Source organism: Paenibacillus thiaminolyticus (genome assembly GCF_007066085.1).
GTDB classification, from domain to species: Bacteria; Bacillota; Bacilli; order Paenibacillales; family Paenibacillaceae; genus Paenibacillus_B; species Paenibacillus_B thiaminolyticus.
The window spans coordinates 958546-974854 of record NZ_CP041405.1 but is presented as its reverse complement, the minus strand read 5'-3'; the positions used below and the strand labels follow the sequence as shown (position 1 = coordinate 974854).

Here is a 16309-nt window from a genome sequence, read left to right as displayed (position 1 = left end):
AGCCAGCCATCGCTTCGATACGCCCCTCGTTCCGAAGCCCCGCTGCGGCGGCTTAAGCAGACAAAGGGCTCCCGCAGCGGAAGCCCTTTGCCATTGTCCAATCCTGCCTTACGGCGTCAGCCGGTTGCGATCCCGCGGGAAGGCGGAAGCTTCCCGCACATTGCCGAGGCCGAGCAGACGCGAGGTCAGCCGCTCCAGCCCGATGGCGAAGCCGCCATGCGGCGGCATGCCGTACCGGAACAGCTCCAGATAGCTGTCGAAATGCTCCGGGTTCAGGCCCCGGCTCCGGATCGAGGCGATGAGCTGCTCCAGCTCATGAATCCGCTGGCCGCCGGTCGTAATCTCCAGTCCGCCCATCAGCAGGTCGAAGGATGCCGTCAGTTCCGGCTCATCCGCGGCCGGCATCGCGTACAGAGGGCGAATCTCCCGCGGGTAGCGGGTCAGGAAGACGAGGCCCGGCTGGTTATTTTCCGCGACGTATTGGCAGAGGAGGCGCTCCCCTTCCGGATCGAGATCGCCTTTGGGCGAGAGCTTGCCGTATTTCCATTCCAAAATGCGATGGGCTTCGGCAACGGTCATGCGCGGAATGTCCGCCGTCAGCGCAAGGGATTCGACTTCGAGCAGGTTGAACTCGTCTTCGCATTGACGCGCGACGGTATCGAACATATGCTTCAGCATCTCCTGCTCCAGGTCCATCAGTTCTTCCTCGGACCGAATAAATCCAACTTCGGCATCCAGCGAAATATATTCGTTCAAGTGACGGGACGTATTATGCTCCTCGGCCCGGTAGACCGGCCCTATCTCGAACACCCGCTCATACCCGGCGCCTACCATCATCTGCTTGTAGAATTGGGGAGATTGGGCGAGATAGGCGGTATGCTCGAAGTAATTGATCGGGAATAGATTGGACCCGCCCTCCGTGCCGGAGGCTACGATTTTGGGCGTAAAAATCTGGGTAAAGCCGTCCCGGGTCAAGTATTCCCGGAAGGCGCCCGCAAGCGCGGATTGAATCGTAAAAATCGAATGAGCCTTTCTATGCCGCAGGGACAGGACGCGATGGTCCAGCATCGTCTCCAGTCTGACCTTCAAATGCTTCTTGTTCAGATCGAACGGCAGAGGGGACGCGGCCCGATTCAGCACTTCCACCCGATCGGCATGAATTTCGACGCCGTTCGCCGCCTTCGCTGCCGGGACGGCCCGGCCATGAACGGCAACGACCGATTCCAGCGTCAAGGACAGGTCAAGCCATTCTCCCTCCAGCACACATTGAACGATGCCGCTGCGGTCGCGGACATCCATGAAGGCTACCTGACCCAGATGACGCACGCCGTGCACCCATCCTTGGATGGCGACTTGCCGTCCTTCGCAACGGGATACCGTGGAGCAAAGCACACGGACTTTGGATTCCTTGTTAATAGACATGATAACATCCTCCTAATTCGATTGTTCGGTGAGTTGAAGATATTGTTGTTGTCATCATCATCGTCGCCGTCGTCCATGTGATCACCCCCTTTCCCGAAATGCAAAAAAACCCCGTCCCGAAAAGGGACGAGGTCTGAATCACGCGGTACCACCCTAATTATCGCACATGGCGATCACTCTTCCCCTGTAACGGCGGGAGACCGTCCGCTCCTACTGGCATCAGCGTTCAGGCGGCGCTCTCTGGTGTCGTTCACGTAATTGCAGCCGCCATCCTTCCAGCCAAGGGATAGCTCTCTGTTGGCTCCAGCTTCACGCTACTGCTCCAGATCATCGCTTTGAATTTGTCATCCATCATATTACAGTGCCGAAGGTGCTGTCAATAGTCTGTTTGCGGGCAGATGGGGGTTAGAAGCAGCATAGAGAGCGGCGCAGAAGCGGCCTGCTTTTTTTCTTGCGAAAGGTGGAAGGGCAAGTTATGATGCTGCCAGGTTCGGCAGCGGCGTCTCCCCTCAACAGCCTGCCGAAGGGAGAGCTATCCAGTCCAGCGTCTAAAGTGTGGCAGGCAAATATTTCCGTGAAGCAAGAGGAATTCATCTGCCTGTCTGAAATAAGTCTTGAAGAAGACAGACGCAGCTTCGATGTGATGTCAAGCTGACAAAAAGGAGGCGCATATGTGGATTGTATGGATAGTTATAGGCGGAGTGGCGGCGTTGATTGCTGGATTGGCGGGATATGTTACATGGAGGAAAACGAGGAGCTCAAAGCGGATCCAAATTTCTTCGGCGGGCAAAGGCATTGATTGCAGGGAGTTCGTTACGATTGGCGGCATCCCGCAATATTTACATCACCGAGGGGAGAGCACGGACAATCCGGTCATGCTGTTCCTGCATGGCGGCCCGGGATCGCCGATGCTCCCCTTCGCCCAGGAGTTCCAGCTGCCGTGGGAGAAGCGGGTGACCGTCGTGCACTGGGATCAGAGAAACAGCGGGAAAACGTACCTCCGCAACGATCCGGACCAGGTTACGCCGACAACAACCGTGGAGCAAATGGTTCAGGATACGCGTGAAGTCGTGGAGCATCTGCAAAAAAAGTACGGACAAGCGAAAATTATCATTATGGGCCACTCCTGGGGCTCGGTGTTGGGCAGCCTGTTCGTCCAAGCCTATCCCGAGATGGTGAAGGCCTATATCGGTGTCGGCCAGGTGGTCAATATGCTGGACAATGAACGCATCGGCTTCGACAAGGCGCTGGCGGCGGCGCGAGCGGCCGGCAACCGCAAGGATACGGAAGCGCTTCTTCGCATGGAACCATATCCGCTCCCGGAATTCACGGAGGAATGGTATAAGGCCATGTTGAAGCTGCGCAAGTACCAAGGCAAATATAAGCTCGCGGCAGGCCCCTCGTTCGAGCTGGTCGCTAGCGCCCTATGCTCCCCGTTTTATTCGTTCCGGGATACAAGCATTTTTTTCAAAGCCAAGTCGATGGGAGAAGGACAGTATTATATATGGAAATACTTGGTTGAATCCTTTGATTTGCCCGCTCTGGGAGCGGCCTATCAAGTTCCCGTCTTTTATATCCATGGGGAACGCGATTGGCAGACCCCGTATACGCTGGCCCGGGATTTCTTCTCCACGATAGAGGCGCCGCTCAAGCAATTCTATTCTATTCCGGATGCGGGGCATGTCACGATGCTGGATCAGGAGACGAGATTTACCGGGGCCTTGATGGATATATTGGAGCAAGTTCAGTAGAGATGAGGAGAGGGGAGGGCGCCAGCGTGGCCGGGATGCGGGCAACTAGACAAGCGGCATTTATTAATATTGAGTTTCAGCGCATTGGTATTCTGGTGATGGCAGGCATTCTGCACGTGACACCTCAACGTTGTTTGCCATTGAAGTGAGATAAGGAAAGGGATGCAGGTAAATGTCTCCCGCGGAAGACATGCTAAAAAAGAGCGCATCATTTCGCTGCAAGAAATGATGCAGCTCGACTCCTCGATTGCGGAATTGGCCGATCTGCCTCTTGGCTGGGCCGCCTGGCGGAACTCCGCTGCGGATGAATGGCATCGGCAAAAAAAGTAAGCTTGAACGGTGAGCAATGTGGGCGGCTTCTCTGCTTGCTGCGGGTGTCCCAGATGAATGGACAAGCCCGGTACAGACCGTACCGGGTCGATTCGGCGTGCGCAAGTCCGGCCTGCACGGCAGAACGCATAATGAACGGCGTAAGTCGGCCGCAGCCCGCCGTGTCAGCCAATACCGTCTGCGTCCAGATAGGCGAGGACGTGATTTACCTTGCTTAGATCTCCCGGATCCAGCTTCAAGGTGGAAGCGGGTTCTCCTGTCCCTCCATAGATGCAAGGGTATTGATACAGCAACTTGTCTACGAGGCAAGGCAGCGTATGGCCGACAAGCGGAATCGCCCCTGCCTCATACCCTGTAGCCTCCTGCACCTCATCCCGAGAGGCCAGCACCAGCTTGCCGCGTCCGAGAAGGCCCGCTGCGGCCTCCAAGTCAATGCGGCCCCGCGCCCCCGACATGATCAGCACGACATATTCGTCATCCGCCTTGAGCACCAACGCAGGCGCCGTCTGCCCGATATCGATTCCCAGCACCTCCGCGCCTTCCTTCGCTGTGCGAATGGACTGCTTATGCCGGATGATGTCGAAAGGAATGCGTCGCTCCTCCAATATTTTTCGCACGTTCTCCATGCTTCCGCTATCCCCCTTGTCCCTGAATAATTATGTTCTTGTTCCATCCTATCAGACAGAGGATGCCAGTACCAGAATCGATCCGGAATACAGCATGTTTACAGGAAGAGCCGACATGAACTTTACCGCGCCTGCGGATGATATAGAAAACGGAAAGCAGCCATTTTGAGAATACACCGTCCGTTACTGTGAGTATCAGCGTTTCGGCGGCATGCCGTTACATTTATTTTGATACTATGACTCATTCGTGATAGACTTTCGTATGTATTTTCATTTTCATTAGGGGGAACAACGATGTTCATGTTCCGAAAGACAGCGGGGTTTGCCAGATTTATGGTGTGGAACGGAATGTTAACGATCGGTACGACCTTCATCATCGTGCTCGTCATTCGGGCGACGCTGGGCGGATGGAATACGGAATGGCATCACTATATTCCCACGTTTCTGTTCGTCCTGATTATTACGACCTTGTTCTTCTTTCTTATTTACAGTCAGGGGCGCAGACTCCGTTCGGAGCAGGAACAGCTCGCCAACATGTTCAAGCATACGACGGACGGTGTCATGGTGCTTGACAGCGAGATGAACATCATCCGCATGAATCAGGCTGCACAGACGATATTGAAGCTGGATGAACAATCAGCGTTATCCAACTTCTGCGGCATGTGCTCGAATTATCCGGGATTGAACAAGCTATGTTCTTATCAGCATTGCTTCACTCATGATGCTATTTCACAGCCGACGGAGCTGCAGCTTGTCACTCCGGATGGCGAACCGAAATCCGTTAACGCAAGCGTATCTCATTATATCGATCCGGTTCATGGCCGGTTAAGTATATTGCGCATGCAAGAAGTAGAAGCGACGCGGCTGGATGAGCAGCATCAGATTGCGAAGATGATTACCCATTCGATCTTGTCGGCGCAGGAAAATGAACGCAAGCGGATATCGCGTGAGCTGCACGATGGCATCGGCCAATCCCTCTACAGTATTCTCATTCACACGGAAATGGTCAAGCAGCAGCTGGAAGACGAAATGACGGGTACAGACGAGGCGGAGTGCGGGAATATGAATACGATTGACGACCAGATGGATACATTGCAGGATGCGATACGCAATACGATCGAGGATATACGCGACTTGTCCGCTGAATTGCGGCCTGCCGCTTTGGATGATATCGGACTCGTCGCGGCGCTCCGCATTTATTTTCGCGCGTATGGTCAAAAATTCGGCATTCAGGTTCACTTTAAGGTGAACGGGGACAGCAGCCGCATGCCGGCCACGCAAGAGACCGCCTTTTATCGGATTGTGCAGGAAGCGTTAACCAATGCGGCCAAATACTCGCATACGGACGTGGTGGATGTGCAGTTGAAGCTTGCGCCTGCAGAAGCGTGGCTGTCGATTCGCGATTATGGGATCGGCTTCGAGATCACTCCCGAGCTTCGCAAGGGGGTAGGGTTGTACAGTATGGAAGAAAGGGTCAACATCTTGGGCGGCACGTTCAACATCCAGTCTGCTCCGGGAGCGGGAACGTCCATTCACGTGCGGGTGCCGCTTGACGGCGCTCGTTCAGATGCTGAGGAGGAATAATTGTGGACATTAACGTATTGATTGTCGATGATCACGCGGTCGTGCGCAGCGGACTTCGCGCAGTGCTGGATGCGAAGCCAGGCATTACGGTGGTCGGTGAAGCAGCCGACGGCATGTCTTGCATCAAGCTGTCGCTTGAGATGAAGCCGGATATCGTCTTGATGGATCTGAGCATGCCGAACGGCCGCGACGGATTATTTACAACGAGTGAGCTCCTGCAATCATTGCCCGAGGTGAAGGTTATTATTTTGACGATGCATGATGACGAGCAATACTTATTCCGCGCGCTGAAGGCAGGGGCATCCGGGTATATTTTGAAATCCGCTCCCGTCTCAGAGCTTGTCAAAGCAATCGAACAGGTCCATCAAGGTCTCGTATACTTGCATCCGGCCGCGACCAAGAAAGTAATTGAAGGATATCTTCAAGGCCAAGCAGGCGAAGTGAAGGACACCTTCGATTCATTGACAGAGCGTGAGAAGGAAATACTTACTCTGGTAGCCCAAGGCTATACGAACAAAGAAGTTGCCAATCTGCTCTCGATTAGCGTGAAGACCGTGGAAAACCATAAGGCGAATATGATGGACAAGCTGCAATTGAATAACCGCCGTGAGCTGATGAAATTCGCTTACAGAAGGGGGCTGCTGGACTTTGAGTAACGAACCCTCCTGCCAACCGACGCTGCAGCAGCAAGTGCAGCGGGAATTGGAAGCGCTGAAGCGGGACATGGGACTTGACTTCACAGCAGTCGCATTGGCGGACGGCAATTATCGCGACATCTATTGGCGCTTCGCGCTCGGAGCGAACTCGGATCGGTACAAGATGATCACGGTTCGAATGGGCAGAGGGATGGCCGGGAAGGTGCTGCAGGGGAAGCGTCCTCATGTTGTCACCGCATTTCCCGAGGAAGTGCAGGATGAGGTGCTCGAGTATCCGATATTCCTCGTGGAATCTTTGCGCTCTGGTGTTGGCGTATCGGTCGATTCGATAGTGGATGTTCGCCGCAAGGCATACGGCGTGCTGCTCGTGGGCCAACGAAGCCGCAGAGAGTTCAGCGCAGATGACATTGAACGGGTACAGTCCTGTGCCAGGACGCTCGGGCGGTTCTATGACGCGGAGGATACGCGGGGCGTATGCTGCGGCAGGATGGATCCGTCTGCATCGGAGAATCCGTCTCCTATGCGAGTGGAGGCGAATGGAGAGCTGTTGGGCGAGCAGCCTCGCACGTTAGCAGAGCCGGGGGCTCGTGATCAAGAGCGGAAACCTGCCAAGCAGGAGGCCGGTCCCATCCTCCGGCTGCTTAAGGCCGCTAGGTCGGCCGGCGTAGCCTGCGAACTGCTTGATCAGCGCGTCACGAGTTTGTCCCGTGAACGTCAGGAACAATTCGCGATGATCCTTGAAGTGCTTGTCGATACGTGCATTTCATCGCCGCCTGTCAGTGCGCAATTGGTTATCGGGCAAGAAGAGACGGGAAATACTTGCGTCGAATTCAACAGTTTTCTTCTTCATACTTTGTCGGAGGAGCTGTTCCTGCCGGTCATGGAGCAGATTCGGTCGTTGAAATGCGATTTTGAAATCGTCACGAAAAAGTCAACACAGTCTGTTCGCTTCATCGTTCCGACACGATTGCTGTTGGATGAGATGCATTGGAATTGAATCACCTGGTTCAGATGGGGAATCTCCTTCGGTCAAATGAGGGAATTCCCCACTTTTTTTTGCCCTCGTCTCCCGCAATAATGGATCGTGATGGATTGAAGAACGGGGAGGTATGGGGATGAAGGCATCCAAATCAATCTTGTCATTGCAAACGCTAAGCCTGTTATCCGGTTTTGCGGTGTGGGGCATCTTGTCTTCACTAATCGCATTCATTAAGGAGGATATAATGCTGTCACCCGGACAGGTATCGCTTGTGACAGCGGTTCCGGTCGTATTGGGTTCTCTGCTGCGAATTCCTTATGGGTATTGGACGAACCGGTATGGCGCGCGCAACATGTTTTTCGCCAGTTTTGTTGTTTTGCTGCTGCCTGTATTTTATATCAGCGCAGCGTCGAGCTTCGCGGATCTGTTGATCGGCGGGCTATTCCTGGGAATCGGAGGCGCAACATTTTCTATCGGCGTGACGTCGCTTCCGAAATATTACGAGCGGGAGAAACACGGCTTCGTCAATGGAATATACGGGCTTGGCAACCTTGGATCGGCGTTGAGCACCTTTTTCGCGCCGTTGCTGGCGACCCAATTCGGCTGGCGGACGACGGTGCAGTTCTATTTGCTGCTGCTCGCGATAGTTGCGCTGGCCAATTTTTTGATCGGAGATCGGAGGGAGCAGAAATTAAAAGCGCTCCTGATGGAGCAGATCAAAGGAATCTACCGTAACGAAAAGCTATGGCTCCTTTGTTTCTTTTATTTTATTACGTTCGGCGCTTTCGTCGCTTTTACGGTGTTTCTGCCGAATCATCTCGTCAGCCATTTCGGCATCGACAAGGTGGATGCGGGCCTGCGCACGGCAGGGTTCGTCACGCTGGCGACGTTCATGCGGCCGGTCGGCGGCTGGTTAGCGGATAAGGTGAATCCGTTCAAGCTGCTCGTCCTCGTTTTTGCAGGGTTGACGGTCGGGGGGATCGTCCTCGCCTTTTCTCCGTCCATCATCCTGTATACGATAGGTTGTCTATTAATAGGTTTATGCGCAGGCGCAGGGAATGGAGCCATTTTCAAGTTAGTCCCGCTATACTTCTCGAAGCAATCCGGGATTGCGAATGGGCTGATCTCGGCCTTGGGGGGATTGGGCGGATTTTTCCCGCCGCTAATGCTGGCGATGCTGCTCTCCATCACCGGGCATTACGCCATCGGCTTCATGGCTCTGTCGATGGTAGCGCTATGCAGTCTCCTGCTCGTGCTCTACCTGTATTGGCAGGACAAGGTGAAGCTGGCGGAGCAGATTATGGACAACGCCTCGCAGGCGGTGCTTGTTACGAACAAGAAGGGCTTTATCGTAGCGGTGAACCAGGCGTTCACGGCGGTGACCGGGTACACGCCGGAGATGGCGGTCGGTCAGAAATCCGGATTTCTGAAGTCCGGACGCCATGATCAAGCCTTCTACGCATCGATGTGGAACCAGTTGAAGAAGAAGGACAGTTGGGTTGGAGAGATCTGGAATAAGAAGCGTAACGGCGACATTTATCTGGAGCATCTCACGATTAATGCAGTGAAGGATGATCTTGGGGAGACAAGCTACTATGTCGGGGTGTTCACAGAGATCGGGCCGGATGCATGACAACGGCCGCGTAAGACTAGTATAGAGCATAGGTTGGAAATGGGGATGTACTGAACTGCTGAACTTACTAAAAAGGGGTAATGAAGACGATGAGCGGAAGGAAGGAGCAGCATACCTTCATGCGCCAGGCGATTTCAGTGGAAGAGGCGACAAAGCATGTGCTGGAGGCTGTAAGGCTCATGCCTACCGAAGTAGTGCCGCTTGCGGAATGCTGCGGGCGTTTTTTGGCGGCGGATCTCGTCGCGCCGCAGCCGGTGCCGCATTTCCGGCGTTCGGGCATGGACGGGTATGCGCTGGCTGCCGCGGACACCGCCAAGGCTAGCATCCAGGCGCCGGTAATCCTGAATGTCGTGGACAATATTCCGGCAGGAACGGTTCCGCAGCGGGCTGTGCGCGCAGGGGAATGTGCCCGGATAATGACGGGCGCGGCCGTTCCGGATGGAGCGGATGCGGTCATCCCTTATGAGAAGACCGCCGAAGGCGGAACAAACACAGAGGGCTTCATTACATGCTTCGTGAAAGCTCCGGTCTCGCCGGGGGATAATGTATCGCCCATCGGCATGGAGATGGAGGCCGGCGAGACGGTGCTGCGCGCCGGCACGCGAATCGGGCAAGGGGAGATGGCGCTGCTGGCCATGTTCGGGGCGGCTGCGGTCCAGGTGCATCGCCGGCCGCGGGTCGCTATTATTGCGACTGGCGCGGAGCTGCTGGAAGTCCATGACGCGCTGCAGCCGGGACGAATTCGGAATAGCAACGGATCGATGATCGCGGCGGCCGTGACGGAGTTCGGGGGCATTCCGTACCATTTGGAACAGGTGGCGGATGATGCGGAACGGGCAGGTCAGGCGATCATGAACGCGTTGGCCGCCTATGATGCAGTCGTGTCGACCGGCGGCGTGTCTGTCGGCGATCACGATATTGTGTATGATATCACCCGATCGTGGGACGGCGATCTGAAGTTCAACAAAGTGATGATGCGTCCGGGCAGCCCGACGACGTTCGGCGTCCGGCAGGGAACGCCGCTGTTCGCACTGTCCGGCAATCCGGCGGCTTGCTATGTCGGATGCCGCCTATTTCTTCGTCCGGCGCTGCGCGGGATGATGGGCGCGGAACGCGCCGCGGAGCCGCGCATGAAGGCGGTACTGGCGGCCGACGATGTGAAGTCGGATCGCTTCACCCGCTTCGTGCGCGGCGTGCTGACCAGCCGGGAAGGCAGGCTGGAGGCCGCGCCGGTCGGCCGCGATATGTCGAGCATCACCGTATCGCTGCGAGATGCGAATTGCTTAATTTGTCTGCCCGGATCGCCGCACGGGCACAAGGCGGGAACGCTGGTGGATGTCATCGTATTGTAGAGGAGCCGGATTCATGGAAGGAGGAAGACGAGACGGTATGGGAACTCCAGACGTCACAAGTGCTGATGGCGGGACAGCCGCCGAACGGCATTGGCTTCAGCGGGAGAGCATGCAACAGAGTGCCCCGCAAGCGGCTGTTGTGCAAATTGTAGGATATAAGAACAGCGGCAAGACGACGTTGGCCTGCAAGCTGATCGCCGCACTGACGGAAGAGGGGTACCGGGTCGGAACGGCGAAGCGCGATGCCCATCAATTCACGCTCGATGACGCAGGCACGGACAGCGCGCGCCACCTGGAGCATGGGGCGGTCGAGACCGTGCTCACATCCGGGAAGGCGACCCGATGGATGCGGCAAGCGCCGACATCGCTGTCTGACATTGCCGTATGCATGTGCGGCCGCGTCGATATCGTCATTGCCGAAGGCTTCAAGCGGGAGCCTTTTCCGAAGATCGCGCTCGTCCGTGACCCCGCGCAGCTGTCGGATCTCATCCAGGAGACGACAAACGTGCGTCTATGGATCAGCTGGTTCTCCCCTGAAGCCGCCATGAACGGGGAGTCCGACGGCTCCCTTCCTCCTCTCCTCTCGATCTGCGATGAAGAAGCGGTGCTGGACAGGGCGCTATCCGTCTGCAGATCGCTCTGCTCCCGAACGATGTCTGCCTCCCGCACGATGAAGTGAATCGCTTGCCGACAGCAAACTTGGGGAATTCCCTCGCCAGAATGGGGGAGTTCCCCTCTCTTTTGGCCGCAGGCCAGCCCTTACAATAGAGCTAGAATAACGAGCAAGGGGATGAACGCATGAAAAAGAGCAATCCGCTACTGCAGAAGCTGAAATTTTTCCGCAAGCGGGAGACGAACGCGGAAGGCTGGAGTGAAGTATCGCCGGCCGATCGGACGTGGGAAGACATGTACCGCAGCCGCTGGCAGCATGACAAGGTGGTACGCTCTACGCATGGGGTCAACTGCACCGGATCTTGCAGCTGGAAGATCTTCGTCAAGGACGGCATCGTCACGTGGGAGACGCAGCAGACGGACTATCCGACGACCGGACCGGATATGCCGGAATTCGAACCGCGCGGCTGTCCCCGCGGAGCCAGCTTCTCCTGGTATCTCTATAGCCCGCTGCGCGTGAAGTACCCGTATATTCGCGGCAAGCTGCTTCAGCTATGGCGCGAGGCGCGCAAGGAGAAGGATGATCCGGTGAGCGCATGGGCTTCCATCGTCGAGGACGAGCAGAAGAAGTCTGCCTACAAGTCAGCCCGCGGCAAAGGCGGCATGGTACGGACGACTTGGGAAGAGGCGGCGGAGATCATTTCTGCGTCGATGCTGTATACGATTAAGCAATACGGACCGGATCGGATCTTCGGCTTTTCCCCTATCCCTGCCATGTCCATGGTCAGCTACGCGGCAGGGTCGCGTTTTCTGTCCCTGATCGGATCGCCGCTGCTCAGCTTCTATGATTGGTATGCGGATCTTCCGCCGGCTTCGCCGCAGATCTGGGGCGATCAGACCGACGTGCCGGAGAGCAGCGATTGGTATAATTCCAGTTATTTGCTCGTATGGGGCTCGAACCTGCCTATGACGCGCACACCGGATGCGCACTTCATGACGGAAGCCCGCTATCGCGGGACGAAGGTCGTATCCGTCAGTCCGGATTATGCGGAGTTCGTTCGCTTCGCGGATGAATGGCTGCCTGCCAAGCAGGGAACGGACGGTGCGTTGGCCATGGCGATGGGGCATGTCATTTTGAGCGAGTTCTATGTCAAGCAGCGGACCCCTTATTTCGAACATTATGTGAAAAAATATACAGATTTTCCTTTCCTCGTCATCCTGGCGGAACAAGACGGGAACTACAAGGCGGATCGCTTCCTGAATGCGCATGATCTCGGCGTCGAGACGAACAATGCGGAGTGGAAGACGGTGATGGTCGGGGAGAACACCGGCCAATTGCATATTCCGAACGGCACGATCGGCTCGCGTTGGGGCGAAGAGGGCAACTGGAATCTGGAGCTTATCGATACGATAACGGGCGAGGAGATTGTCCCGCAGCTCGGTCTCGGCGCTAACGCCGACGGCCGCCTGGAGCTGATGCTGCCTTATTTCGATGATGAAGGCAAAAAAACGGTGTCACGCATCGTACCGTACCGGACCGTGACTTCGGCGGATGGAACCGAGTATCGCGTAACAACCGTGTACGATCTTACCTTGGCGCAATATGGCGTCGATCCGGACGGGACGAGCCGCTACGATGAGGCGGGCATCGCATGCACGCCGGCTTGGCAAGAGGCGATAACCGGCGTAGATCGCGCCTCAGTCACGCAGATTGCCCGCGAATTCGCGCAGAACGCGATCGACAGCCAGGGACGATCGATGATTATTGTCGGAGCGGGCATCAACCACTGGTACAACTCCGATACGATCTACCGCAGCATCCTGAACCTCGTCATCATGACGGGCTGTCAAGGCGTGAACGGCGGCGGTTGGGCGCACTATGTAGGACAGGAGAAGCTGCGCCCGGCGGAAGGCTGGGCCACGGTTGCCTTCGCCCGCGACTGGACGATGCCTCCGCGGCAGCAGAACGGAACTTCGTTCTTCTACTTCGCGACGGATCAGTGGCGCTACGAATCGAACCCGGTGGACGGGCATACGTCACCGCTTGTAGATAAGGCCCGCTATACGCATTATGCCGACTATAATGTGCTCGCGGCCCGGCTGGGCTGGCTGCCTTCCTACCCGCAATTCAACGAGAATTCACTCACGTTGAGCGCCCAGGCGCAGGAGCATGGTCTGAGCACGAATGAGGAGATCGCGCAGTATGTCGCGCAGCGGCTGAAGAATCGCACACTATCGTTCGCGATCGAGGATCCGGACGCGGCTTCGAACCATCCCAAGGTGATGTTCGTCTGGCGCGCCAATCTGATCTCCAGCTCCGGGAAGGGGCATGAGTATTTCCTGAAGCATCTGCTTGGCACGCATAACGGCCTGCTGAATGATGATCAGGAGGCGATTCGGCCGCAAGAGATCGCCTGGCGGGAAGAAGCCTCCAAGGGCAAGCTGGACCTGATGGTCGATATCGACTTCCGCATGTCGGGAACGGCCGTCTATTCCGACATCGTGCTCCCGGCAGCGACCTGGTACGAGAAGAGCGACTTGTCCTCCACCGATATGCATCCATTTATTCACCCGTTCAATCCGGCGGTGCCGCCGCTATGGGAATCGAAGTCGGACTGGGAGACGTTCAAGACGATTGCGAAGATATTCTCCGAGATGGCGCAGGCCGAATTCGCAGGTCCCGTCACAGATGTCGTTGCCATGCCATTGCAGCATGACACGCCGGATGAACTGGCCCAGCCGCAGGGCAAGATACGCGATTGGAGCAAGCAGGAGATCGAGGCAATTCCAGGCAAGACGATGCCGAGATTCGTCGTCGTGGAACGGGATTATACGCAAGTGTATAAGAAAATGATCTCGCTCGGGCCGAATGTGAAAGAGAAGCCCTACGGCATTAAGGGCATGAACTGGTCTGCCGCCGAAGAATACGAGCTGCTGAAGAAAGTGAATGGCGTGACGAAGGACGCGGGTGCCGGAGCGGGATGTCCGCAGCTCATCACCGATCGCCAGGTGGCGGAAGCGATCTTGACGCTGTCATCGACGAGCAACGGGAAGATGGCGGTCAAGGCATGGGAAGCGCTGGAGCGCAAGACGGCGCTGAAGCTGACCGATCTGGCGGAGGATCGAATCGAAGACCGGTTCACCTTCGAGGATATTACGGCGAAGCCGAAGACGGTCATCACCTCTCCGGCATTCAGCGGGTCGGAGCAGCATGGACGACGGTATTCGCCGTTTACGACGAATATCGAACGGCTGATTCCGTTCCGGACGCTGACGGGACGCCAGCATTTCTATCTCGATCATGAATTATTGACCGAGTTCGGCGAGAATATGGCGATCTTCAAGCCGACCTTGAAGCATGCGCCGTTCCACAGCGTGAAGCAGCGTCCGGGCGTGAAGGGCAAGGAAGTCGTGCTGAACTTCATGACCCCGCACAGCAAATGGTCCATTCACAGCATGTATTACGATTCGCTCCCGATGCTGACCTTGTTCCGGGGCGGTCCGACGATCTGGATGAATAAGGATGACGCGGCAAGCGCGGAGATTCAGGATAATGACTGGATTGAATGCTTCAATCAGAACGGCGCTGTCGTAGCCCGGGCGGTACTGACGCACCGGATGCCGCGGGGCATGGCCTTCATGCATCATGCCCAGGATCGGACGATTAATGTGCCCGCGACCGATGTCTCGGCGACGCGCGGCGGAACGCATAACAGTCCGACGCGAATTCATGTGAAGCCGACGCATATGATAGGCGGCTATGCGCAATTGAGCTATGGCTTCAACTATTACGGGCCAACGGGCAACCAGCGCGACTTGTACGTCGTGATTCGCAAACTGCAGGAGGTGAACTGGCTTGAAGATTAAAGCGCAGATTGGCATGGTGATGAACCTGGACAAATGCATTGGCTGTCATACCTGCTCGGTCACATGCAAAAATACGTGGACGAACCGCAAAGGCGCCGAGTATATGTGGTTCAACAATGTGGAGACGAAGCCAGGGATCGGTTACCCGAAACAATGGGAAAATCAGGACCGCTATAAAGGCGGCTGGGTGCTCAAAAACGGGAAGCTGGAGCTTCGCTCCGGCAGCCGCGCCAAGCGGTTGATGAATATTTTCCACAACCCGGATCAGCCGACGATCGATGATTATTATGAGCCGTGGGATTACGACTACGAGAAGCTTCAGCAAAGTCCTGAACGGAAGCACCAGCCTGTCGCGCGGCCGAAGTCGCAAATAACCGGGGAATATATGGAACTGAACTGGGGACCGAACTGGGAAGACGATCTGGCAGGCGCCCACGATACCGGGCTGCTGGATCCGGATATGGCCGGCATTCAGGAAGCCGTGCGAATGGAGTTCGAGCAGGTGTTCATGATGTATTTGCCGCGCATCTGCGAGCATTGCGTCAATCCTCCCTGCGTATCTAGCTGTCCGTCGGGCGCCATGTACAAGCGGGACGAGGACGGCATCGTGCTCGTCGATCAGAATGCCTGCCGCTCGTGGCGGTTCTGCGTGTCGAGCTGCCCGTATAAGAAAGTCTACTTCAATTGGCAGACGAACAAGGCGGAAAAATGCACGCTATGCTTCCCGCGCATCGAGCAGGGTCTGCCGACGATATGCTCGGAGACCTGCGTCGGCCGGATCCGCTATCTGGGCGTCATGCTCTATGATGCGGACCGCGTGGAAGAAGCGGCTTCGGTTACGGACGAGAAGCAATTATATGAAGCGCAGCTCGGCATATTCCTTGATCCGCATGATCCGGAAGTGATTGCGGCTGCGCGTGAAGCCGGCATTCCGGGAGATTGGATGGAAGCGGCCCGGCAGTCGCCCATTTACAAGATGGCCGTGGAATGGAAGATCGCGCTTCCTCTGCACCCGGAATACCGCACGCTGCCGATGGTATGGTATGTGCCGCCGCTTAGCCCGATTACGAATATGGTGGAGGGCAAAGGCGCGGCCGCGTCGGCAGATGATATATTCCCGGCGATAGAGGATATGCGCATTCCGGTGCAATATCTTGCGAACTTGCTAACCGCGGGAGATACCGGGATCGTCAAGCGGGTACTGAAGAAGATGGCGGTGATGCGATCGCATATGCGTGTTCTCCATTTGGGGAAGGAGCCGGATCGGGGACTGCTGGAGGAGTTAAGCATCGGCGAGCAGGAAGTGGAAGAGATGTACCGCTTGCTGGCGATTGCCAAATATGAAGATCGGTTCGTCATTCCGTCAGCGCATCGGGAACAATTCGCGGATCTGTACAGCGAGCAGGGCGCATGCGGCTTCTCGAATATGATGGGCGGCCCGGGGCCTTGCGGAGGATAGAGCGGTGATGCGTTGTACCAATCAGTGAAAGGGGAGAG

General features: G+C 56.3%; 12 protein-coding genes and 1 other annotated feature. Of the genes, 10 read left to right on the top strand and 2 right to left on the bottom strand.

What is annotated here, in order from left to right:
- Window positions 1-108 precede the first annotated feature (108 nt).
- Window positions 109-1422 (bottom strand): aspartate--tRNA(Asn) ligase, encoded by a 1314-nt coding sequence (gene aspS / locus FLT43_RS04355; RefSeq protein WP_087441750.1) that lies wholly within the window; start codon window positions 1420-1422, stop codon window positions 109-111.
- A gap of 119 nt (window positions 1423-1541) precedes the next feature.
- Window positions 1542-1762, bottom strand: a binding site (T-box leader).
- Window positions 1763-2093: 331 nt separating this feature from the next.
- Here aspS and FLT43_RS04345 point away from each other — a divergent pair.
- Together FLT43_RS04345 and FLT43_RS29215 are read left to right on the top strand one after the other, a co-directional pair.
- A complete protein-coding gene (locus FLT43_RS04345; protein WP_087441748.1) occupies window positions 2094-3173 on the top strand; it encodes an alpha/beta fold hydrolase in 1080 nt (359 codons plus the stop codon).
- 162 nt (window positions 3174-3335) lie between these two features.
- A complete protein-coding gene (locus tag FLT43_RS29215) occupies window positions 3336-3503 on the top strand; it encodes a hypothetical protein (protein ID WP_164776175.1) in 168 nt (55 codons plus the stop codon).
- A gap of 164 nt (window positions 3504-3667) precedes the next feature.
- Here the strand turns inward: FLT43_RS29215 and FLT43_RS04340 are convergent, their stop codons facing one another.
- Window positions 3668-4129: an aminoacyl-tRNA deacylase gene (locus FLT43_RS04340; protein WP_087441747.1), complete on the bottom strand. Its 462-nt coding sequence runs from the start codon at window positions 4127-4129 to the stop codon at window positions 3668-3670.
- 294 nt (window positions 4130-4423) lie between these two features.
- Here FLT43_RS04340 and FLT43_RS04335 point away from each other — a divergent pair, with 294 nt between their 5' ends.
- The 8 genes from FLT43_RS04335 to narH all read left to right on the top strand — a co-directional run bounded on the left by FLT43_RS04335 (window position 4424) and on the right by narH (window position 16271).
- Window positions 4424-5713 carry a sensor histidine kinase gene (locus FLT43_RS04335; protein WP_087441746.1) on the top strand — a complete coding sequence of 430 codons (1290 nt, stop codon included), beginning with the start codon at window positions 4424-4426 and terminating at the stop codon, window positions 5711-5713.
- Between the two features lie 2 nt (window positions 5714-5715).
- Window positions 5716-6369: a response regulator gene (locus tag FLT43_RS04330; RefSeq protein ID WP_087441745.1), complete on the top strand. Its 654-nt coding sequence runs from the start codon at window positions 5716-5718 to the stop codon at window positions 6367-6369.
- Window positions 6362-7366, top strand: a complete 1005-nt coding sequence (locus tag FLT43_RS04325) for a GAF domain-containing protein (protein ID WP_087441744.1) — start codon at window positions 6362-6364, stop codon at window positions 7364-7366. Before FLT43_RS04330 ends, FLT43_RS04325 begins: the two co-directional genes overlap by 8 nt.
- 118 nt (window positions 7367-7484) lie before the next feature.
- Window positions 7485-8981, top strand: a complete 1497-nt coding sequence (locus FLT43_RS04320) for a nitrate/nitrite transporter (RefSeq protein WP_087441743.1) — start codon at window positions 7485-7487, stop codon at window positions 8979-8981.
- Between the two features lie 89 nt (window positions 8982-9070).
- A complete protein-coding gene (locus tag FLT43_RS04315) occupies window positions 9071-10333 on the top strand; it encodes a molybdopterin molybdotransferase MoeA (RefSeq protein ID WP_087441742.1) in 1263 nt (420 codons plus the stop codon).
- Window positions 10334-10346: 13 nt separating this feature from the next.
- Window positions 10347-11012: a molybdopterin-guanine dinucleotide biosynthesis protein B gene (gene mobB / locus FLT43_RS04310; protein ID WP_164776182.1), complete on the top strand. Its 666-nt coding sequence runs from the start codon at window positions 10347-10349 to the stop codon at window positions 11010-11012.
- A 119-nt stretch (window positions 11013-11131) separates the two neighbouring features.
- Window positions 11132-14812, top strand: coding sequence for a nitrate reductase subunit alpha (locus FLT43_RS04305; protein ID WP_087441740.1), 3681 nt, complete (start codon window positions 11132-11134; stop codon window positions 14810-14812).
- Window positions 14802-16271 (top strand): nitrate reductase subunit beta, encoded by a 1470-nt coding sequence (gene narH / locus FLT43_RS04300; RefSeq protein ID WP_087441739.1) that lies wholly within the window; start codon window positions 14802-14804, stop codon window positions 16269-16271. The genes FLT43_RS04305 and narH overlap by 11 nt, the downstream gene beginning before the upstream one ends.
- The last annotated feature ends 38 nt before the right edge of the window (window positions 16272-16309 follow it).